At 66.6% G+C, this 19,215-nt stretch carries 21 protein-coding genes; 13 read left to right on the forward strand and 8 right to left on the reverse strand.

Annotation, left to right across the window (positions count from 1 at the left end):
• Position 1: 1 nt before the first annotated feature.
• Together RCP80_RS23545 and RCP80_RS23550 are read right to left on the reverse strand one after the other, a co-directional pair.
• Positions 2 to 1,003, reverse strand: coding sequence for an AAA family ATPase (locus tag RCP80_RS23545; protein WP_308479976.1), 1,002 nt, complete (start codon positions 1,001 to 1,003; stop codon positions 2 to 4).
• A gap of 118 nt (positions 1,004 to 1,121) precedes the next feature.
• Positions 1,122 to 2,069, reverse strand: a complete 948-nt coding sequence (locus RCP80_RS23550; protein WP_308479977.1) for an oxygenase MpaB family protein — start codon at positions 2,067 to 2,069, stop codon at positions 1,122 to 1,124.
• 142 nt (positions 2,070 to 2,211) lie between these two features.
• On the opposite strand from RCP80_RS23550, the gene RCP80_RS23555 reads away from it, so the two are divergent.
• The 9 genes from RCP80_RS23555 to RCP80_RS23595 all read left to right on the forward strand — a co-directional run bounded on the left by RCP80_RS23555 (position 2,212) and on the right by RCP80_RS23595 (position 10,397).
• Positions 2,212 to 2,778, forward strand: coding sequence for a TetR/AcrR family transcriptional regulator (locus tag RCP80_RS23555; RefSeq protein ID WP_308479978.1), 567 nt, complete (start codon positions 2,212 to 2,214; stop codon positions 2,776 to 2,778).
• 365 nt (positions 2,779 to 3,143) lie between these two features.
• Positions 3,144 to 3,593 carry an STAS domain-containing protein gene (locus RCP80_RS23560; RefSeq protein ID WP_308479979.1) on the forward strand — a complete coding sequence of 150 codons (450 nt, stop codon included), beginning with the start codon at positions 3,144 to 3,146 and terminating at the stop codon, positions 3,591 to 3,593.
• Between the two features lie 165 nt (positions 3,594 to 3,758).
• Positions 3,759 to 4,199, forward strand: a complete 441-nt coding sequence (locus RCP80_RS23565) for a flavin reductase family protein (protein WP_308483001.1) — start codon at positions 3,759 to 3,761, stop codon at positions 4,197 to 4,199.
• Positions 4,199 to 4,927: a pyrimidine reductase family protein gene (locus RCP80_RS23570; protein ID WP_308479980.1), complete on the forward strand. Its 729-nt coding sequence runs from the start codon at positions 4,199 to 4,201 to the stop codon at positions 4,925 to 4,927. Before RCP80_RS23565 ends, RCP80_RS23570 begins: the two co-directional genes overlap by 1 nt.
• A 211-nt stretch (positions 4,928 to 5,138) precedes the next feature.
• Positions 5,139 to 5,591, forward strand: a complete 453-nt coding sequence (locus RCP80_RS23575; protein WP_308479981.1) for an Hsp20/alpha crystallin family protein — start codon at positions 5,139 to 5,141, stop codon at positions 5,589 to 5,591.
• Positions 5,592 to 5,715: 124 nt separating this feature from the next.
• On the forward strand, positions 5,716 to 6,369 hold the full coding sequence (locus tag RCP80_RS23580) for a PAS and ANTAR domain-containing protein (RefSeq protein ID WP_308479982.1): 654 nt from the start codon (positions 5,716 to 5,718) through the stop codon (positions 6,367 to 6,369).
• A 122-nt stretch (positions 6,370 to 6,491) separates the two neighbouring features.
• Positions 6,492 to 8,606, forward strand: a complete 2,115-nt coding sequence (locus tag RCP80_RS23585; protein ID WP_308479983.1) for a catalase — start codon at positions 6,492 to 6,494, stop codon at positions 8,604 to 8,606.
• 46 nt (positions 8,607 to 8,652) lie between these two features.
• A complete protein-coding gene (locus RCP80_RS23590; protein ID WP_308479984.1) occupies positions 8,653 to 9,318 on the forward strand; it encodes a phosphodiesterase in 666 nt (221 codons plus the stop codon).
• 56 nt (positions 9,319 to 9,374) lie between these two features.
• Positions 9,375 to 10,397, forward strand: coding sequence for an iron-containing redox enzyme family protein (locus RCP80_RS23595; protein ID WP_308479985.1), 1,023 nt, complete (start codon positions 9,375 to 9,377; stop codon positions 10,395 to 10,397).
• Here the strand turns inward: RCP80_RS23595 and RCP80_RS23600 are convergent.
• Together RCP80_RS23600 and RCP80_RS23605 are read right to left on the reverse strand one after the other, a co-directional pair.
• Positions 10,377 to 10,628, reverse strand: a complete 252-nt coding sequence (locus RCP80_RS23600; RefSeq protein WP_308479986.1) for a CDGSH iron-sulfur domain-containing protein — start codon at positions 10,626 to 10,628, stop codon at positions 10,377 to 10,379. The two genes, RCP80_RS23595 and RCP80_RS23600, sit on opposite strands and share 21 nt — an antisense overlap.
• Positions 10,625 to 11,314 (reverse strand): HemK2/MTQ2 family protein methyltransferase, encoded by a 690-nt coding sequence (locus tag RCP80_RS23605; RefSeq protein ID WP_373693403.1) that lies wholly within the window; start codon positions 11,312 to 11,314, stop codon positions 10,625 to 10,627. The genes RCP80_RS23600 and RCP80_RS23605 overlap by 4 nt, the downstream gene beginning before the upstream one ends.
• A gap of 217 nt (positions 11,315 to 11,531) precedes the next feature.
• Here RCP80_RS23605 and RCP80_RS23610 point away from each other — a divergent pair, with 217 nt between their 5' ends.
• The gene (locus tag RCP80_RS23610; RefSeq protein ID WP_308479988.1) at positions 11,532 to 11,978 is read left to right on the forward strand and encodes an SRPBCC family protein; all 447 of its coding nucleotides are present in this window, start codon (positions 11,532 to 11,534) and stop codon (positions 11,976 to 11,978) included.
• A gap of 16 nt (positions 11,979 to 11,994) precedes the next feature.
• Here the strand turns inward: RCP80_RS23610 and RCP80_RS23615 are convergent, their stop codons facing one another.
• Entirely contained in the window at positions 11,995 to 12,729 is a 735-nt protein-coding gene (locus RCP80_RS23615; protein ID WP_308479989.1) for a ZIP family metal transporter, read from the reverse strand.
• A 140-nt stretch (positions 12,730 to 12,869) separates the two neighbouring features.
• Positions 12,870 to 13,844: a ferritin-like domain-containing protein gene (locus RCP80_RS23620; RefSeq protein ID WP_308479990.1), complete on the reverse strand. Its 975-nt coding sequence runs from the start codon at positions 13,842 to 13,844 to the stop codon at positions 12,870 to 12,872.
• Positions 13,845 to 14,079: 235 nt separating this feature from the next.
• Between RCP80_RS23620 and RCP80_RS23625 the strand changes: the two genes are divergently transcribed.
• From RCP80_RS23625 to RCP80_RS23635, 3 genes are all read left to right on the forward strand, one after another.
• Positions 14,080 to 14,334 carry a metallothionein gene (locus tag RCP80_RS23625; RefSeq protein WP_308479991.1) on the forward strand — a complete coding sequence of 85 codons (255 nt, stop codon included), beginning with the start codon at positions 14,080 to 14,082 and terminating at the stop codon, positions 14,332 to 14,334.
• Positions 14,335 to 14,676: 342 nt separating this feature from the next.
• A complete protein-coding gene (locus RCP80_RS23630; RefSeq protein ID WP_308479992.1) occupies positions 14,677 to 15,999 on the forward strand; it encodes an MFS transporter in 1,323 nt (440 codons plus the stop codon).
• A 113-nt stretch (positions 16,000 to 16,112) separates the two neighbouring features.
• Positions 16,113 to 17,339: a TerC family protein gene (locus RCP80_RS23635; RefSeq protein WP_308479993.1), complete on the forward strand. Its 1,227-nt coding sequence runs from the start codon at positions 16,113 to 16,115 to the stop codon at positions 17,337 to 17,339.
• Here RCP80_RS23635 and RCP80_RS23640 read toward each other — a convergent pair.
• Positions 17,317 to 18,729 (reverse strand): MFS transporter, encoded by a 1,413-nt coding sequence (locus tag RCP80_RS23640; protein ID WP_308479994.1) that lies wholly within the window; start codon positions 18,727 to 18,729, stop codon positions 17,317 to 17,319. The genes RCP80_RS23635 and RCP80_RS23640 overlap by 23 nt on opposite strands.
• The gene (locus tag RCP80_RS23645; RefSeq protein WP_308479995.1) at positions 18,716 to 19,141 is read right to left on the reverse strand and encodes a MarR family winged helix-turn-helix transcriptional regulator; all 426 of its coding nucleotides are present in this window, start codon (positions 19,139 to 19,141) and stop codon (positions 18,716 to 18,718) included. Before RCP80_RS23645 ends, RCP80_RS23640 begins: the two co-directional genes overlap by 14 nt.
• Positions 19,142 to 19,215 lie beyond the last annotated feature (74 nt).

Here is a 19,215-nt window from a genome sequence, read left to right on the forward strand (position 1 = left end):
CTCAGGGCACCGGGACCGCTCGCAGCACCGCGTCGACGACGACATCCGGGGTGACGCGCTCGCTCGCGGCCTGGAAGCCCAGGATGAAGCGATGCCGCAGCACTCGGTGCGCCAGCCGCGCAACGTCCTCGGGCACAACATGATTGCGGCCGCGCAGCACGGCCATGGCCCGTGCGGTGCGACAGAACGCGATGGTGGCACGAGGGCTCGCGCCGTACTCGACCAGGCGGGCCAGCTGCGCGGGCAGGTACTGCTCCGGATCCCGGGTGACGGAGACCAGCGTGCTGGCGTACCGGATCAACTCCGGAGCCATGTGTACCGCGCGGGTCAGTTCCTGGACGCGTCGAATATCAGCCGCGGTGACGACCGGTGCGGCAGGTCGGTCCCGGTCGAACACCCCGGCGTCCATCCGCGCGATGACCTCGACCTCGTCGTCGACCGACGGGTAGCCCACCAGTTCCTTGAGCATGAACCGGTCGGTCTGCGCCTCGGACAGCGGATACGTGCCCTCCTGGTCGACCGGGTTCTGCGTGGCGATGACCAGGAACGGCCGGGGCATCGGATACTGCACGCCGGCGATGGTCGTTTGGCGTTCCTCCATCGCCTCGAGCATGGCGCTCTGTGTCTTGGCACTCGAGCGGTTGATCTCGTCGAGCAGCACGATGTTGGCGTGCACCGGACCGAGCTGCGTGACGAACGAGTTGGTGGCCGCCTCGTAGACCTGCGTGCCGATGATGTCACTGGGGAGCAGGTCCGGCGTGCACTGGATGCGCCGGAACTCGCCATCGATGGACTCGGCGATGACCCGGGCCGCGGTGGTCTTGGCCAGGCCGGGCACACTCTCGATGAGCAGATGGCCGCCGGCCAACAAGGCCACCAGCATGGATTCGCGGAGATGTCCCTGTCCGACGACCTTGGCCGAGAACGACGAGGCCACGGCGCCGACGATGCGCTGCGCCTCGGCCACCTCCCGATGGTCGAGCTGCATACCTGCTGTGGTCATGTGTCCTTCCGAAAGCGTCCCGACCACCTGCAGGTGTACCCGCATGTGCGGATCTCATGCGAACGGCTACCCGGCGGTGTGCCGGGTAGCCGCTGCGAGGGACGTGCCGAGCGCCTGCCTAGCCGTCGTCTGCTGGGAGGTGGTAGGCGAACGACTTCTGCTGACGCACCTTCATCTTCTCCAGGCATTCGTGATGTTTGCGGGCGTGGTAGGCCAGCGGAAAGTAGGTGAGCCGGTCGGGCAGGACTCGGTAGGCCAGCCGGATCGCGGCATAGATCCGGGTGAGCTGGCGTTCCTCGGCCGCGCTCCAGGTGAGACCGAGTTTGTCCCGGAGCCGGGGGTCGAGCAACCCGACGATGGACAGGTAGTTGAACCGCAGCAGCGGCCGGACCGCGGCCCGGACCACGGGATAGAGGAATTTGGGTAGTGCCGGCGGCAGGTCGATCTGCCCCGTGACCATGTCCTCGACCAGCTTGTGGGCCTGCGGAGTGCCCTGCAGCGTGTCGACCATCGCCTCGAAGTACTCATCGAACTCGGCGTCGGTGGTCGGGTAGCCGCGCATCGGAACATGCAGCAGGCGCGCCAGCCGCCCGTTGTCGCGCAGCAGCTCCTCCTTCTCGGCGTTGGTGAACTCCCGTCCGATCAACAGCCGGCCGGCCTTGGCGGTCACGAGGTAGCCGGTCGCGATCACCCACTGATAGGCCTCGGGATTCAGCGCGCTGATCTGCTTGCCGGTGTCGGCGCTCTTCATCACGATGGGTTGGTGCATCGCACGGACCCGATCGCCCTCGGCTACGGCCTCGGTCCCGCCGTAGGTCCAGCGCAGCACGGAGTCGATTGAGCGCACCGCGCGCCCGGCCGGATCGCCGTGGAACGCCGCCGAGTAGCGCCCGGTGATCTCGGCGATCACCGGATGCATCGCCTGCATCATGAATGCCGCGCCGTCCAGGATCAGGAAGGTCCACCGCCCGGTGTGCTCGGCGGTCAGGGAGTCCAGCGGGACCAACTCGGGTGCGGCCGGCTCGGACGCTGGCGCTGCGACGTCGATGTCACTTGTGGCAGTCATGCTGCACCTCCTGTTGAGCTGACGGCCATGACGCTAATATGACCGCCAGGTCGCATTCAAGTCGCGTTAGGGAGCCGGATTGACTTCGTCTAGCAGCAGGTCAAAGCGTAGAAAGCTGCCCCAGCAGGAACGGTCCCGAGAAATGGTCGCGAAAATTGTGTCCGCCACGGTGGGTCTGCTTGGGCGGTCGGATCCGGACCGGGTCACCACCAATCAGATTGCCGAGGCCGCCGGAGTCAGCAAGGGTTCGATCTATCAGTACTTCACCAACAAGGACGAGATCATCGACGCCGCGATCGAACAATTCGCCGCCGAGCAGGCCCCCGCCATCGAAGAAATGCTGCGCATGGTGACCATGGATGAGCCGGCGGCGGCCATGGAGCGTTCGATCGACATCCTGATCGAGGTCACGATCGCCAACCGCCGCCTGATCCGCTATCTGGCCGAGCGCCCCGATCACGTGCGCACCTTCGAGAATGTCTCGGGTTTGAATGCCACCCTGTTGGCGATGGCGACCGTGCACATGGGGCACTACCGCGACCAATACCGCCATGAGTTGAGCCCCCGCGCACTGGCCTGGCTGTTCTTCAACATGGCCGTGGCGACAACAATGCGCTACATCGAATCCGACGACCCGATTCGCCTCGAAGAACTCCGCAGTGGCCTCAAGTTCGCATCCACCGGACTGTTGGCCGGCGGCCGCAGCTAGCGGTTACCGAAACCGTCAGCCGCGCGCGGTTCATGCAACTAATTTCGTTGTGTGGCCATCGAATTTAGACGGATTTCGAGTCAGATCGCGATAGCGTATCGCGGGAAACATCCCGCCAGCTGTGCGTTTTCTGGCTCACGAAAAGACTGCCGCTGCGACGAAATCCGTAGTAATCTCGACTCTGGTTGAGCTTACAGCCGTGGGTCGCAACGCATGCCCGCGCTATACAGCCGAGCACCGTTACGACTCCTCTCACTGGCTCGCGCACATGGGGATAGGGGTGCGATGACGATGGCTGATCGCATGGCCACACACACAATCAATGGTCGCGCCGCGGGCGTCGCGGCTTGCCCCGGGTGGCGCCGATGACGAGCCCCGCCGGCACCATCAGGCTCTACCGGCCCGATCCGAACTCGATCTGCGAATCAAAGCGCTGCGGGCGGGCCACATTCACCGTTCACCCGGCCTCACCCGGCAGGATCCGGATTGCCGCCTACGGCGATGTCGACGCCGTCAACGGTCGGGCCCTCGGCCACTACGTGGAGGCGCACACCGGCACCTCCCAGCAGTTGGTCCTCGACCTGCGCGCTGTCGACTTCTTCGGCACCCAAGGGTTCACCGCCCTGTACTACATCAGCGTCCAGTGCACGCGGCGGGACGTCGACTGGATGCTCGTCGGCAGTCCCCCAGTGCACCGCCTGCTGCGAATCTGCGATACCAGCAGCGAGCTACCGCTGTGCACCGACCTCGCGTCCGCGTTGGCGCGACTCGACCAGATCACCCAGTGCCGCGGGCGCATCGCATCCGCCGGCTGAGATCGGCGCGGTCCCGCCACCACGACCGCGCGGGTAACTCGCGTTACGACGCAGGATCTGTGGGTATACCTCTGCGACTATGACGCCTGAGACCCTGGATCGCCGGTGACGACGGAACCCGATCGCGAACCGTTCGAAAGCCTCGTCGCGGCGCTCGATTATCCGATGTTCGTCGTCACCACCCGCGCCGGGGAGACGCGCTCCGGGTGCTTGGTGGGGTTCGCGACCCAGACGAGTATCAACCCACCGAAGTTCCTGGTCGGGTTGTCGCGAAAGAACGCGACGTTCCGGGTGGCGCGGCAGGCCACCCACCTGGCGGTACATCTGGTAGCGCGCGAACACCTCGAACTCGCCGAGCTGTTCGGCAGTCAAACCGGGGACGAGGTCGACAAGTTCGCGCAGTGCGACTGGCACGAGGGACCGGCCGGGGTGCCGATCCTCGACCGCGCCCTGGCCTGGTTCGTCGGGGAGATCAGCGACCGGTTCGACGTCGGTGACCACGTCGGACACCTGCTGATTCCCATTGCCGGTCAGGCCCCGGCGGAGTGGCCGAACTGGGTGCGCTTCGCCGACGTGCGGGACCTCGAACCCGGCCACGACGCCTGATGCAGCCGGCAACAGTGCCCGCGGGCGGCCGGCTCCGCGAGTTCTATCGCGACGCCCCGCTGGGGGTGCGGGCCAACATGATCTTCAGCGCGGATGGCGCCGCCGCGTTCGGCGGCCGAGCGGGACCGCTGTCCTGCCCCGCCGATCAGCAACTGTTGCGCGAGCTACGTGGGTATGCCGATGTGGTTCTGGTCGGCGCGGGGACAGTCCGGGCCGAGCGCTACGGCCCCGTTCGCCTGTCCGACGAGCAACTGGCCGAGCGCCATGCCGCCGGCCGGCTTACCCTGCCGCCCCTGGCGGTGGTCAGCCAGACCGGGCGATTGCCCGACTCGATGTTCACCGACCCGATCCAGCGACCGATCCTGATCACCAGTGCCAGGGCCGCCGAACAGCACGGCCTCACAACCGATTCCCGTCGGTCCGTGCTCGTCGCCGGTGAGAAGACCGTCGAGATCGCCGCCGCCGTCGACACGCTACGCAGCCACGGCATGCACCGCATTCTCTGCGAGGGCGGCCCGACGTTGCTGCACGAAATCGTGGAGGCGGATCTGCTCACGGAAATCTGCATCACCGTCGCGCCGCGCCTGGCCGGCAGTCAACCGGTTGGGAGCGCCCCGGCGAGTGCGCTGGCGTTCCCCGTCCCGCTGACGCTGGCCCACGCGCTGGTTCACGACGGCTATCTGTTCAGCCGATACGTCCGTGCCGATCGCCCGGATGCGACCGGGTAGCGCCTGGAACACCCCGGTCCGAGCTCACCGCCTCGGGACTCAAACCTGTTGCCCAAGCGAGTATTCAAGTCCGATACCGGTGCCAGGACCTCGCCGAGAAGCACGGAAAAAGTATTAGCACTCCCCGTCGTCGAGTGCTAATCTGGACGGCGTAGCGCAGTACGCGGCCCGCCACGGGGGCGGGCCCCAGCGATGGAGGAGGTGGACTACTGTGCTCCGTTTTGATCCGTTCAGTGACCTTGATGCCGTGACCCGGGGATTGCTCACGAGCCAGACCGGATCGAGTCGAACCCCGCGATTCATGCCGATGGACCTCTACAAGGTCGACGACCACTATGTGTTGACCGCCGACCTGCCGGGCGTCGACCCCGGGTCCGTCGACGTCAACGTCGACAACGGCACCCTTACGCTGACCGCACGCAGAACCGCCCGGTCGGAGGAATCCGTTCAATGGCTGTCCAGCGAGCGGTTCTTCGGGACCTATCGTCGTCAGCTGTCGCTCGGCGAGGGTGTCGATACCGAAAAGATCACCGCGACATACGAAAACGGTGTCTTGACGGTTACGATCCCGCTGGCCGAACGGGCCAAGGCAAGACGCATCGAAGTCGCTCACGCCGGCGATGCTCGATCGATCGAGCCCGCGACAGTCGACGCCGAAACATAACAGCACCGGCCCGGGGGCCACGGGTCACGACGCGTGGCCCCCGAGTCGGTCGTCCCGCACAATCGCCTACGCGGACCCCCTGGTGACCGAGACCGCGTAGCCGGACATCCGAGAGGAGGTTCAGGTGGTCGCGTCGGGGGATCCTGCCGAGAACGGGTCCCCCACGCGCGTCGGCAACTTCACCTTGAACCTGGCGGAGGGAATTTTCCATTGGTCGCCCGCGATCGCCGCCATGCACGGATACGCCCGCGAAAAGATGACGGTGTCAACGGAATTCGCGCTGTCTCATAAGCACCCCGAGGATCGGCCACGCTTTGCCGCACTGCTGCACCGGCTGCGCGCATCGCCCGAGCCGTTGTCGAGCAGGCATCGCATCATCGATCGACACGACACCGTCCGCCACGTCTTGGTGGCCAGCACCCGCCTGGTGGACGGCAGCGGCAGCCCCGTTGCGGACGGGTTCTACGTCGATGTTTCCGGCGCCGCCGATGACCGACTGGTTCATGTGATGGATTCCGCGGTGGCCGAGTTCAGCATCCACCGCGCGGTGATCGAGCAGGCCAAGGGAATGCTGATGCTCATCTACAACATCCCGGCCGACCGCGCCTTCGACATCCTGCGGTGGCGGTCCCAGCAGACGAACGTCAAGCTCCGCACGCTTTGTGAACAGCTCATCGAACGATTCAGCACGCAACCGGTCCTCGGCGACCTCGACCGTGGGACCGCCGACCACATCCTGATGACCGCCGGGGTCTCCACCGTCGATGCAGAGCCCTGAACCGCCGACGCCCGGGTTTCGCGCGTTTGCCCGGCGACGAGCACGGGTATGACGTCACGACGCGTTGCGCCAGGCCGCACCCCGAATCAGACCGAGTCATCGCCCCAGAACTGGAGATACCCATGGCCGCCAAGAAGCCGACCAAAGCCGCCACCACGGTGGATGCCCCGGGCACCGATCTGCAGGGGGCGGTCGGCCCCGCCGTCAGTGGCTATTTGACTACGGCGCAGGGCGTCCGGATCCCGGACACGGATCACTCGCTGAAGGCTGGGGAGCGCGGACCCACGCTGCTCGAGGACTTCCACCTACGCGAGAAGATCACGCATTTCGACCATGAGCGCATCCCCGAGCGGGTGGTGCATGCCCGCGGTTCGGCGGCACACGGCGTGTTCGAGTCCTATGGCAACGCCGCGAAATACACCCGAGCCGCGTTCCTGGCGGAAAAGGGCGCCAGGACGGAGGTGTTCTGCCGATTCTCCACGGTGCTGGGATCCCGCGGGTCGGCCGACACCGTGCGCGACACCCGCGGATTCGCCGTTAAGTTCTATACCAGCGAAGGCAACTTCGACCTGGTGGGCAACAACATGCCGGTCTTCTTCATCCAGGACGGCATCAAGTTCCCCGACGTCGTACACGCCGCGAAGCCGCACCCGGATCGGGAGATCCCGCAGGCGCAGTCGGCGCATGACACCTTCTGGGATTTCGTCTCGCTGCACACCGAGGCCACCCACCACGTGTTCTGGGCCATGAGCGACCGCGGGATACCCCGGTCATACCGCACCATGGAGGGCTTCGGCGTGCACACCTTCCGGCTCGCCGACGCCAAGGGCCAGACCGTGCTGGTGAAATTTCACTGGAAGCCGGTCGCGGGTGTGCACTCGTTGGTGTGGGAGGAGGCGCAGATCGCGGCGGGCTGCGATCCGGACTTCCACCGACGCGACCTGGCCGACGCCATCGACGCCGGCGCATATCCGGAGTACGAGTTGGGAATTCAGGTGCTGCCCGACGACGGCACCCATACCTTCGCCGGAATCGATCTGCTCGACCCGACCAAGATCGTGCCCGAAGAGTTGGCGGAGGTCCAACCCATCGGCAAGCTCACCCTCAACCGCAACACCACCAACTTCTTCGCCGAAACCGAACAGGTCGCGTTCCACATCGGCAACCTGGTACCCGGCATCGAACCCACCAACGATCCGCTGCTGCAGGCCCGGCTGTTCTCCTACCTGGACACCCAACTCATCCGGCTCGGCGGACCGAACTTCACGCAACTGCCGATCAACCGTCCGCACTGTCCGGTCAACGACATGTTCCGCGACGGCATGCATCAGACCGGCGTACACACCGGGGTCGCACCGTACCGGCCCAACAGTCTGGACCAGGGACTACCGGAGGTCGCCACCGCCGACGAAGGCGCCTACGTGCCCACGCCGCGGACGGTGGAAGGACCGGTGGTCCGAGCCCAGCCCGCATCGTTCGACGATCACTTCAGTCAAGCCGCGATGTTCTATCACAGCCTCTCTGCGGTGGAGCGCACCCATTTGATCGAGGCGTTCACCTTCGAGCTGGGCAAGTGCTACGAACAGTCGGTCAAGGAACGGGAACTGGCGGTCCTCGCCAATGTCGACGCCGACTTGTGCCGCCAGGTGGCCGCCGGTCTCGGCCTGCCCGCCCCGAAGGGGACGCCGCCCACCGACGTCACCCCGTCGCCGGCGCTGTCGCAGGTCGTCACCAAGCCGGGTCCCATCACCGGTCGCCAGGTGGGCATCATCGCGGATGCGGGCTCCGATCTGGCCGAGGTTGCGCAGCTGGTGAAGACGCTGACCAAGCTCGGTGCCCGACCGCTGGTCACGGCGCCGGTGGGCGGAACCCTCAAAAGCGGACGGCGCAGCGTCATCGTGGAGCGCACTTTCCTGACGGTGCGTTCGGTCGAGTTCGACGCCGTTGTCGTGGCGGATCAGCTGTCGACTCCGCCCGACATCAAGCTGGTGCTCCTGCTGCAGGAGGCCTATCGACATTGCAAGCCGGTGGGGGCCTGGGGCAGCGGCGCGAAGCTGCTTGAGGCAGCGGGCATTTCAAGGAAGGATCCGGGTGTGCTGATCGCGAAGCAACCGGATCGCGCATTCACCGACGCGCTGACCGCCGCCTTGGGTCTGCATCGGGTCTGGGAGCGCAGCACGCAGATCATGGCCTCGGCCGCGCCGCCGGTGCGCCCGGCCGCCGCGCGCAAGCGGTGATCGCGGCGGCAGGTTTGGCTGCGCGCACGGCGGGCACCCAACTCGGATGAAAGTTTCCGAGGTCGCTTCACTGCCATTCCGGGCCGGCTCCGCCCTGCGGCATGCCCGCGTGTTCCACCCCGACGGGGTGCTGTGCGCTGGGTCGATGGTCCGCCTCGCGGCCGAGGGCGAGGGCTTGCCTGTCACCAACGGTGACGTCATCGGCCGCCTCTCCAAAGGCGTCGGCACCCCCCGCGGCCTGCCGGACTTCGCCGGTCTGGCGTGGCGGGCGCAGTCGCCGGGTGCGGGCCGGCCGTGGGACATCCTGATGGTGTCGGCCAACGCCCGCGTACTGCTACGGCCCACCACCTCATGGACGGCCGCCGAGTTCTCCACGTTGATGCCGTTCGGATATCGCGGCGACGTGTTCTGGCTGCGGGCCCGGCTGACCTCGCCCACCACCCTGCCCGGCCTCGAACTCGACACGGTGCGCCAGCACCTGGCGAGCAACCCGATGGTTTTTGCCGTCGAACAGGCTCGGGGTCGCGGCGAGTTCACCCCGCTGGCGACGTTGGAGTTCAATCGTGAACTCGAGAGCGCCTGGCCGCCCGAAGACGTGGCCTTCGATCCCACGTTGAACACCGCACCCGAGGTGTCTCTGCTCCCGCAATGGTTGACCGCCGTCCGGCGGCGCGCCTATCGCAGCAGTCGGCAGGGCCGGCACGTCGAGTGACCGACAGCCCTGCTGAGGGCGTTTCTCCCGGCCCCGATCTGGGTATCTTGGAGCACATGCTCACCATGGTTGATCCTCGGCTGCCCGTTGCGGCCGGTGCCATCTCGTCGGAAGTCCTGAATGCGCTCCGCAGCGAAGGCTCCGAACCCCGGGTCGAGCGAGATCTGGCGAGAATCTCCACCGCGGCCGCCGATGCGGATCCGTATGGTCTGGACCTGCAGTTGGCGCTCTACACCTGCTACGAGTTGCACTACCGCGGGTTTGCCGAGGTGGATCCGGCGTGGGAATGGAACCCGGCGCTGCTGGGTCTGCGCGCCCATCTGGAGCGCCGCTTCCTCGACGCGGTGCGCGACGAGGTCGGCGTCATCGAGGACAACGCGACTGCGGCCGACGAAATGGCCCAACTGGCAGTCGAACCCGCCGAGGGCAAGGGCCTGTCCTATTTCCTGCGTGACGACGGCAGCTGGGATCAGTTGCGGGAGTATTTCGTTCACGGCTCGCTGTATCACCTCAAGGAGGGCGACCCGCATGCGTGGGCCATTCCACGGCTGACCGGCCAGGCCAAGGCGTCGTTCGTGGCGATCGAGTTCGACGAGTATGGCGGGGGGCGCGGCGACCACGTTCATCAGCAGTTGTTCGCGGATCTGCTGGCCGCCGCCGACCTCGATTCCGCCTATCTCGGCTACCTGAATGCGGTGCCGGGTGTCACGCTGGCCGTGGTGAACCTGATGTCGTTGTTCGGGCTGCATCGTCGTTGGCGGGCCGCCGCGATCGGTCATTTCGCAGCCACCGAGATCACCTCACCACCGGGATCCCGCCGGCTGGTGGAAGCCATGGAGCGCCTCGGCGCCCCCGATACCTGCGCGGTGTTCTATCGCGAGCATGTGGTGGCCGACGCCGTTCATGAACAGATCGTCCGCACCGATGTCGTCGGCAATCTGGTCGACACGGACCCCCGACTGGACCGCGATGTGGTGTTCGGGATTCGGGCCCGCGACGCCGTCGAGGGCCGGATGGCGGCGCACCTGCTCGAGCAGTGGCAGGCCGGCGAGTCGTCGCTACTGCATCCCTTGGGCTGACGCCTCGGCGGGTTTGGCCGCCGCGCTGTCGGTCTTCGCGCGGCGGGCCCGGCGACGGTGGCTGGTGTCGCACCATGGATAGGTCTTGCTGCGGTGGCACGCGCAGATCGCCACCATAAAGCGGTCGGATTCGGCAGTGCTGCCGTCTGGAAGTTCCAGGCAGACCGGCCCTTCCACCATGATCGGACCGCCTTGGACGATTCGGACGCGTCGTGGTGCGACCTCGGTCATGGCTTGTCCGCGCGAATGACGATGAGTTCCTCGACGCGTCGGCCGGGTTCCAGCAGTCGCACGCGCTCCAGCCAGGCCGCGCGCGCCCTCAGTACCGGACCGAACGGAATCGCTTGACGGGCAACCACGTCAGCAGAAAGACCGGATCCCTGCAGGAGTTGCAGGGAGCGCTCGACGCCCGAAAACTCGGAATGCACAAGGAAGAACACGCCGTTGGGTGCGAGCAAGTCACCGACGGTGCGGCACAACGGATCCAGTATGGACCGCCCATCGAAGCCGGCGTTGTAGGCCAGCGGCGGCCCCGCCTCCGCGGGGATCTGCTCGAGGTCGTCGTCGAAGTCGGGCACATAGGGCGGATTGCTCAACACCACGTCGTAGGGCGCGAACTCGGCGGCGCGGGTCCACGGACCCAGGTGCACCGACACCTCGACACCCGCAACCGCGGCGTTCGATTTGGCAGCCTGCACCGCCTGCGGACACAGGTCGAAGGCGCGGACATTACGCGCCCCCGCCGCGGCGGCCGCGATGCCCACCACGCCCGACCCAGTGCACAAGTCCGCGACCTCGCGACCCGCCAGCGCACCGCTCTTGGCGGCGATATCGATGAGTAGCTGTGAATCTTCCTGCGGTGGGTAAACATCCAATGGCACACACGAGGGCCTGAGGTCACTTTGCGCGGTCGTCACGGTGCTCTCTTTCGGTCAAGATATTTACCAGTCACAAATGCCCAGTCTGGGTGCGGATCAAACTTCGGGAGTTGAACTCGATCACCGGCCGCGACGAGGACGTAGCCGTTTGCCGCGCAGCGTACCGGGGTACGCGGCAGGCCAGATGGGCGAATGTTGCAGGTCACCACAGTAACAACTTGCCGCCCACACCGAGCCACAACATGGAGGGGAAACGGTGTCTGTTACTCGTAAGTCCGCTGCCAGCCGTCAGCGGGTCTGGGACGTCATGGCCGACGGCTGGACCTATTCGCAATGGGTGGTGGGCAACAGTCGCATGCGGGCCGTGGATGCGAACTGGCCTGCCCCCGGTTCGACCATCCGGCACTCGGTGGGAGTCTGGCCCGCAGCCATCGACGACGAAACCGTGGTCGAGGAATGCATACCGGGCGAGCGCCTGGTTCTGCTCGCGAAGTTCGGACCCGCGGGGGCGGCCCGCGTCACCCTGGAACTTCGAGACAGCGACTCGGGCTGCGAGATCGAGATGCATGAGGTGCCGGCCCAGGGCCCGGTCAACTTGGTACCCGACAAGCTGGCCGAGTTGGCGGTCCGGATCCGGAACCGCGAATGCACGTGGCGCCTCGCCGCGTTGGCGGAGCGCTTGGTGCCCAAGGAACTGACCTGACGCCCGCAGCCGTCCCTCACACCGACAAGACGTAAGACAGGAAGAACCCGGCGACGGTGGCGAACGCGTTCAGCGGCTGGCCGTGTTCGAAGGCTTCCGGCATCAAGGTATCGGCCACCGACGCCAACACCGCGCCGCCCGCGAAGGCCAGCGCCAACGCCACCGTCTCGGGCTGCAGGCCACCGGCAAACATCCGTCCGGCGACCACCGCCCCGGCGAGCAGCACGGCCGCCACCGACCAGGTCAGCAGCACCGCGCCCGCACTCATACCGCCCTTGCGCATGTCGACGCTGCCCGCGAGCGCCTCGGGCAGGTTCGAGAAGAAGATGGCGACCAACAGCGACAATGAGGCGCCACCCACCAGCGTCACGCCCAGCGCCAAGTTCTCCGGCACCCCGTCGAGGGTGACCGCCGCGAGCAGGGCCAGGCCCACGCCGCCTCGGGCCGCCGACTTGCCACCGCGCCCTGCCGACTTCTTGTCCTTCGTGCTCTCGACCCGGCGTTCCAACACCCAGTCGATGAGGATGAAGGTGGCCGCGCCGGCCAGCAGGCCCAGGCCCGCCCGCCACGGCCCGCCCATCTCGAAGGAATCGTCGAAAAGTTCGAAGGCCAGCGCCGAGATCAGCGCACCACTGGCGAAGGCCAGCAGCACCCGGAGGAGCTGGCGTGGCGGCGTCCACCGCGCCCCGATCGCGGCACCAATCACCAGCGCACTCGAGGCAGCCACCCCGTACAGCACGGCCATCAGCATCGGAGCGCACCTCCACGGAGCGGAACCCAGCGGCCGGCGGCCGACCGAAGTACCAGCCGATTACCCGAACCCGGTCGAGCCAAACGCCGGCCGGCCCGGGACGGTACTCGTCCCGGGCCGACCTGCGGCAGTGCGTTGGGTCAGCTGATGCCGACGACTTCCTGGGCGATCGTAGCCAGGCGAGCCTGCGCCGCCGAGACCACGCGCGCACGGTTCTTGTGCGCCTCCTCGTAGGCGATGATCACCCGGATGTCGGCGGGTTCGGTGAGATCCTTCACCGCGGTCGCCGCCTCATTGACGTTGAGATCGTCGTAGTCGGCCACCGGGAGCTCGTCCGCATCCAGTACGCCCGAGGCTCCGCGCGCCGAATGGATGGCTTCAGCGGCCCGATCGGCTCCCTCGCCGCGGGTGATCCGCTCCGCGGTCTGCAGTGCAGAGTCGCGGGCGCCGGACAGCGTCTTCGCCGCAATCTCGCCGGTCCGGGACCCGCGGTTGACCAGCTCGGAAATGGTGGGACGCACCGAGCGCACGGCCTCAGCGGCCCGTTCGGCACTGCGCGCCGACCAGGTCAGCGGCAGGTTCACGAACTTGATCGCGCCGCCGGCCGCAGCCTGCAGCGGTGTCCGCCGCAGTGCGGCCGGACCGCCGAGCGCATCCTCGGCCAAAACCGTGGTCAGCCACTCGACAGTCGCCGAATGCGCCGTGATGAGCCGGGTCGCCAACGCCTCGACGTCCTTGTCGCCGGCAGCGACGGCCAGCGCCTTGACGTAGCGCGACCGGTCCAACAGCTGGTTCTCCAGCGCGAGGTCGCCGAGCAGCGCCTCGTCGAACGGCTCGGCCTGCTCGGTCAGCGCCTTGACGGCTGCCGCGGCACGGCCCAGGAGCGGCCCGATCACGTCGGGGAAGCCGCCCAGGTCACGAATCGCCTTCTCCAGCGCCTCCGCCCGGATGCGGCCGTTGTTGGCGTTCTGTTCCAGCTCGGTACGCACCGCCTCGGTACGGGCCTGCGCGATCCGGGTCTCGGCGACCTGGATCTCGGTATGCGTCAGGTCCAGCAAGGTGCGCAGCTGGGCGAGCAAGGTCGAGATATCGGTCTGTGTGGTGCGTGATGCCATGCTTTTCCACCCCTAAAGAGTTTGTCGATGTTCTTGTAATGCCGACAGCACGGGACTGCGGCCTCCCCGTACGGTTACCCGGCACCCCCGGCGGGATAACCAAATCAACGCGGTGTGAGATAGCTCTCGATGCGTGTAGCGCGGCGCCGCATCGGGGAGCGGGGACGCGTTTGTCCGGGGCGCAGGTGGGAACCCGACGACGAACACCACCAGCACCAGTCAAGGAGGCGGGCTCATGACCATCTGCGCTACCTGCGGCAACGACTACGACAAGGCTTTCACCGTGACCTGGCACGACGGTCGCGAGGCAACGTTCGACAGCGTGGAATGCGCCGCCGTGCACCTGGCCCCCGAGTGTGAGCACTGCGGATGCCGAATCCTGGGCCACGGCATCGAGACCGACGCGGGGATGTTCTGTTGCGCGCATTGTGCCCGCAAGGACACCAACGCCGATGTCAACGATCGCGATCCGGTGCCGGCCGGCGCCTGAATCAGCTCGAGATCGGCACCGAAACCCCCTGCGCCGTCGGCCATTTCGGGGATACCCCGGCCCACCGTCGCCGCGACGCGCACTATTGATCTTTTTTGCTTATCAATAGAGCGTAAATGTGTCCTTGTTGTTGATGAGTCCGACACCTACCGTCTGAGGTGTCCACCATCACAGGGGACACCCCACCGACCGTTGAGCGGTGCCGCGCTGCCGAGATCTGCACTGGGCCCGTGAGCCACGACCGGTGGTCGGACACCGTCCGCCTCGTCGGGCGCAGATGAAAGGCCCACCATGACGCTCGCTCCGTCGATCCGCGTCCAAAGCGTGATCGATGACACCCCAATGAATTTGAAACGCTGGGGCGTTGTCGCACTGTGCTTCGTCATCGCCCTCCTGGACGGTTTCGACACTCAATCCATCGCCTTCATCGGGTCCTCGATCGCCGAAGAGTTCGCGATGTCGACGGCATCGATGACCGCCGTGATCACCGCCAGCACCGTCGGCATGGCACTCGGGGCCATCACCCTGGGCTCGGTCGGCGACCGCATCGGACGCAAGCGCGCAATTCTATTGGCGCTCAGCATTTTCGGATTCTTCTCCTTCCTCGGGGCGTTCGCCCAGGCGCCTTGGCAGATCATCCTGCTGCGCTTCCTGATCGGACTCGGCATGGGCGGCGCCACGCCGTCGCTGCTGGCCCTGGCGGCCGAATACAGCCCCGTGGAATCGCGAAAGATGTCGATGACGCTGGTGCTGCTCGGCCTACCCGGCGGCGCGATGCTCGGTGGTGTGGTGGCCGCGGCCTGGTTGCCCGTCCTCGGCTGGCGCGGCATCTTCCTGCTCGGCGGCGTGCTGCCCCTCTTGCTGCTGGTGCTGGTCGTTCTGCTACTCCCCGAGTCCCCGAGTTACCTGGCCACCCGCGGTGATGCCGCCAGCCAGGCCAAGGCACGTAACCTGTTGCGCCGCATGACCGGTGTGACGGTCGCCGAGGGCGCCACGCTGCAGGCCGAGGAGAACGGCGAGAATGCCGGATCCATCAGGGCCCTGTTCCACGCCCAGTTCCGCAGTTCGACGATCACGATCTGCGCGATCTACCTGGCGAACTGGGTGGCGTGGTTCCTGTTGCTGCAATGGACACCGACCGCACTGCACCAGGCCGGGCTGTCCAAGGAGCAGGCCGCCTCCGGCACCATCGTCGTCAACGGGGCGTTCATCTTGTTCTCGTTCCTGGTCACGGCGTTGCTGGCCCGAGTGGCGGTACGCACCCTGCTGCTCGGCATGTTCGGCGTGGGCATCCTGGTCGCACTGGGTCTGTCCGTCAGTGGCTCGAACTGGACGTTGACCTTCATGTTGATCGCGTTGGCCGGCTTCGGGATCGGTGGCCAGCAGCTGGTGTTGAACTACCTGATCGCCGAGACGTACCCGACCCACCTGCGGGGCACCGCCACCGGATTCTCGATCGGCGTCGGTCGCACGGGCTCGATAATCGGGTCGGCTCTCGGCGGCGCGCTACTCAGCAGTGTCGGCGTCGGCGGATACTTCGGATTCATCGCGATCCCCCTGGCGATCGCCGCGCTCGCAACCCTGATGCTCCGGTCCCGACGGAGCGAGATGCCCGGCGGAAACGAGGACGACGAGGTGCTCGTGTCGGTCGGAGACCAGCGATAAATCGTCGCCACGCGGCCGCCGGCACCGTGGCGCCGTCGGCGACCGTGCCGGGTCGATAGTTTCGACTGGGACGAATCTGGGGAATCGGCTGCCGAGGGAAGGCGGTCTGCTCGGTGGATGTTCCTGGTTGGGTATGGGCCCTGACGGTCGCCGGCATCGCCGGCTTGCTGGCCTTCGACTTTATCTTCCATGTCCGAAAGCCCCACGTCCCCACGCTCAAAGAAGCCGCCGTGTGGTCGGCGCTCTACGTCGGCATCGCGCTGTTGTTCGGGGTCGGGGTGCTCGTGTTCGGGGGCGTCGGGCCCGGATCGGAATACTTCGCCGGGTACGTCACCGAGAAGGCGTTGTCGGTGGACAACTTGTTCGTCTTCCTCGTCATCATCGCCAGCTTCCGGGTGCCCCGCGAGGATCAGCAAAAAGTGCTGCTGTTCGGGATCGTCTTCGCACTGATCGCCCGCAGCGGGTTCATCTTCCTCGGCGCCGCGTTGATCAACATGTTCGCGTGGGTGTTCTACGTATTCGGGCTGATCCTGCTGCTCACCGCCGGCGGCCTCCTCAAACCGGAGGACAGCGACGAGTCCCGGAGCGCGGACAACTTCGTGGTCCGCACGGCCAAGAAGCTCATTCGGACCAGCGAGCACTATGACAGCGACAAGCTGACCACGGTAGTCGACGGCCGGCGGATGCTCACCCCGATGCTGCTGGTCATGGTTGCGATCGGCGGCACCGACCTGTTGTTCGCGCTCGATTCGGTCCCGGCGATCTTCGGCCTGACTCAGAACGTCTATCTGGTCTTCACCGCGACGGCGTTCTCGCTGTTGGGCCTGCGGCAGCTCTACTTCCTCATCGACGGCCTGCTGGATCGGCTCATCTACCTGTCCTACGGTTTGGCGACGATCCTCGGATTCATCGGCGTGAAGCTGATCCTGCACGCGCTGCACGAGAACAACGTGCCGTTCATCAACGACGGCGAACCGGTGCCGGTGGTCGAAGTCAGCACCGGCACATCGCTGACGGTGATCATCGGCGTGCTTGTCGTCACCGTGGTGGCCTCGCTGCTCAGCAACAAGGGCAAGGCCCAGACGGCGATCATCAACGCGCGCCGCCACGCCACGGCCTATCTCGATTCGGAGTACACCCACGATCCCCGGGAACGGGAGCGGATCTTCGCCGACCTGCTCAAGGAACGGGACCAGATCCTGGCGCTCGGACCCAAGTACCGCCAGTTGGTCCGCGACGAGGCCGCGCTGTTGGAGTTGCTCGAACGCGCGGCCGCCAGCCACGACGAGGCCGTGGCCCGCGGGCAGGCCGAGCCGTTCACGCGCCGGGGTTTGACGTAGCCGGCCGCCGTGCGGTCCAGCGGTTGGCGATCAGTGCGCCGCACACGATCGCGCACCCGATGGTGCCGATGGCCAGCGGCATGTTGATGCCCGCGTCGGTCGGGTACAGATCGGGGGCGAGGTGCGCCGCGAGCACGGCCGCAGACACCGCACTCCCGAAAGCGCCGCCGACGGTGCGCAGCACCTGGTTGAAGCTCACAGCACTACCCAGCGCCGTATCGGCGACGCTGCGCTCGATGAGGACGGGCATCGCCGCGTAGGTCATCCCCATCCCGACGCCGAAGCCGAACATCCCGATCATGACCTCCCACAGTTCGTCGTGGGCGAGCCACATCAGCAGGCTCGCGGCGGTCACGAGCCCGGACCCGACGAGAATCAAGGTGCGCAAACCGATTCGATGCGCCAGCAGACGTACGGCGCGGTTGGCACCGAAACTTCCGACCGACAGCGGGAGCATCACGAAGCCGGCCCAGAACAGCGGCATCGCGATCCCGTAGCCCGTCGCGGCGGGCGCCTGGGCGATGAGGCTGACGATCGACAGGCCCACATACATGGCCGCGCCGAGCCCGATTGCCGTGCAGTTCGCGACGAGCACATCCTGGTTGCGCATCACCCGCAGGTTGATCAGCGGGTGCGGGGTTCTCAGCTCCACCGCGCACCACCCGGCCAGGATGGCGGCGGCCGCGGCCAGCAGTGCCAGCGTCAAGGGCGACAGCCACCCCCAGTTGGAGCCCTCGCTGATGGCGAGCAACAGAACCGACAGCCCGACAGCGATCAGCACCGCCCCGCGGACGTCGAACGGACCGCGCGGTGCTCGCTCGTCCGGACCGTCGGGAACCATCCGCCACACCACCGCCAGGGCCGCCAGCAGGAACAGGGCGGCGAACCAGAACGCCGAGCGGAAGCCGAACAGGGCCGCCAGGATGCCGGTCAGCGGGTAGCCGACGCCCAAACCCGTTGCGACGGTGACCGACAGGCTCGAGATACCCGGTCGGACCTGGCGATCGGGTAGGTAGCGGCGGGCCATCGCGATGGTCACCGGAACGATGCCGTAGGTCAGGCCCTGCAGCGCGCGCCCCGCCAGAAAGATCGCGAAGTTAGGGGCCGCCGCGGCCAGGGCCGAGCCAGCCAGGATCAAGGCCAGCGAGATCAACAGCAGCCGCTTCTTGTGGGGGCCATCGCTGAGCCTGCCCATGATCGGGGTGGCAATGGCACCGACCAGGAGATTGACGGTCAGCGTCCATTGCCCGGTGCTGACCTCGACGCTCAGCTCGTGGGAGATGGTCGGCACCAACAGCATCCCCAGTGAGCTCACGACGGCAGTGGTGAGCGCGGCGAACACCAGTGCGGCCAACAGTCGCGGCTGCACTGCGGGCTTAGTCAACGTCATCGGCCACCAGCTTGTGCAACAGCGGGATGACGGCCGCCAGGGCGCGCTGTTCGTCGACGGTCAGTCGCTCTGCGATGGCCTCCTGCAGCCAGCGGGCTCCGGTGCAGCGTTCCGCCTCCAGGCGGTCCCGTCCCGTCGCGGTGAGTTCGATCCAGATTCGGCGGCGATCGCACTTGTCCGGGGTGCGCGCGATGAGGCCGAGACTTTCGAGCTCACGCACCGTCGTGGTGATCGCCTGCGGGCTGATCTTTTCGGCCGCCGCCAGCCTGGACGCCACGGTGGGACCGTGTTTCTCCAGGTAGGCCAGCACGCCGACCTTGCCTACCGAGATCGTGCGGTCGGCCGCGAACCGCCGCCACAGCGGGCGCAGCGCCTCCCGCAACTGATGCGCGATCTGTGGGTCGTCGGTCATTGCGTCGACAATACATATTGGTCAACTATGTTTACCAATTGGTCGTGGCAATCCCTCTCGCCGCCACACCGTAT

Origin of the sequence: Mycolicibacterium sp. MU0053, from assembly GCF_963378095.1 — a bacterium.
Classification (GTDB): Bacteria; Actinomycetota; Actinomycetes; order Mycobacteriales; family Mycobacteriaceae; genus Mycobacterium; species Mycobacterium burgundiense.

Excerpts from the sequence above, each read along its gene's own strand:
- RCP80_RS23630 (WP_308479992.1), top strand. The coding sequence starts at position 14,677 with ATGAATTTGAAACGCTGGGGCGTTGTCGCACTGTGCTTCGTCATCGCC.
- RCP80_RS23595 (WP_308479985.1), top strand. The coding sequence starts at position 9,375 with ATGCTCACCATGGTTGATCCTCGGCTGCCCGTTGCGGCCGGTGCCATC.
- RCP80_RS23585 (WP_308479983.1), top strand. The coding sequence starts at position 6,492 with ATGGCCGCCAAGAAGCCGACCAAAGCCGCCACCACGGTGGATGCCCCG.
- RCP80_RS23625 (WP_308479991.1), top strand. The coding sequence starts at position 14,080 with ATGACCATCTGCGCTACCTGCGGCAACGACTACGACAAGGCTTTCACC.
- RCP80_RS23545 (WP_308479976.1), bottom strand. The coding sequence starts at position 1,003 with ATGACCACAGCAGGTATGCAGCTCGACCATCGGGAGGTGGCCGAGGCG.
- RCP80_RS23560 (WP_308479979.1), top strand. The coding sequence starts at position 3,144 with ATGACGAGCCCCGCCGGCACCATCAGGCTCTACCGGCCCGATCCGAAC.
- RCP80_RS23550 (WP_308479977.1), bottom strand. The coding sequence starts at position 2,069 with ATGACTGCCACAAGTGACATCGACGTCGCAGCGCCAGCGTCCGAGCCG.
- RCP80_RS23620 (WP_308479990.1), bottom strand. The coding sequence starts at position 13,844 with ATGGCATCACGCACCACACAGACCGATATCTCGACCTTGCTCGCCCAG.
- RCP80_RS23590 (WP_308479984.1), top strand. The coding sequence starts at position 8,653 with ATGAAAGTTTCCGAGGTCGCTTCACTGCCATTCCGGGCCGGCTCCGCC.
- RCP80_RS23570 (WP_308479980.1), top strand. The coding sequence starts at position 4,199 with ATGCAGCCGGCAACAGTGCCCGCGGGCGGCCGGCTCCGCGAGTTCTAT.
- RCP80_RS23565 (WP_308483001.1), top strand. The coding sequence starts at position 3,759 with ATGTTCGTCGTCACCACCCGCGCCGGGGAGACGCGCTCCGGGTGCTTG.
- RCP80_RS23615 (WP_308479989.1), bottom strand. The coding sequence starts at position 12,729 with ATGCTGATGGCCGTGCTGTACGGGGTGGCTGCCTCGAGTGCGCTGGTG.
- RCP80_RS23555 (WP_308479978.1), top strand. The coding sequence starts at position 2,212 with ATGGTCGCGAAAATTGTGTCCGCCACGGTGGGTCTGCTTGGGCGGTCG.
- RCP80_RS23600 (WP_308479986.1), bottom strand. The coding sequence starts at position 10,628 with ATGACCGAGGTCGCACCACGACGCGTCCGAATCGTCCAAGGCGGTCCG.
- RCP80_RS23645 (WP_308479995.1), bottom strand. The coding sequence starts at position 19,141 with ATGACCGACGACCCACAGATCGCGCATCAGTTGCGGGAGGCGCTGCGC.
- RCP80_RS23640 (WP_308479994.1), bottom strand. The coding sequence starts at position 18,729 with ATGACGTTGACTAAGCCCGCAGTGCAGCCGCGACTGTTGGCCGCACTG.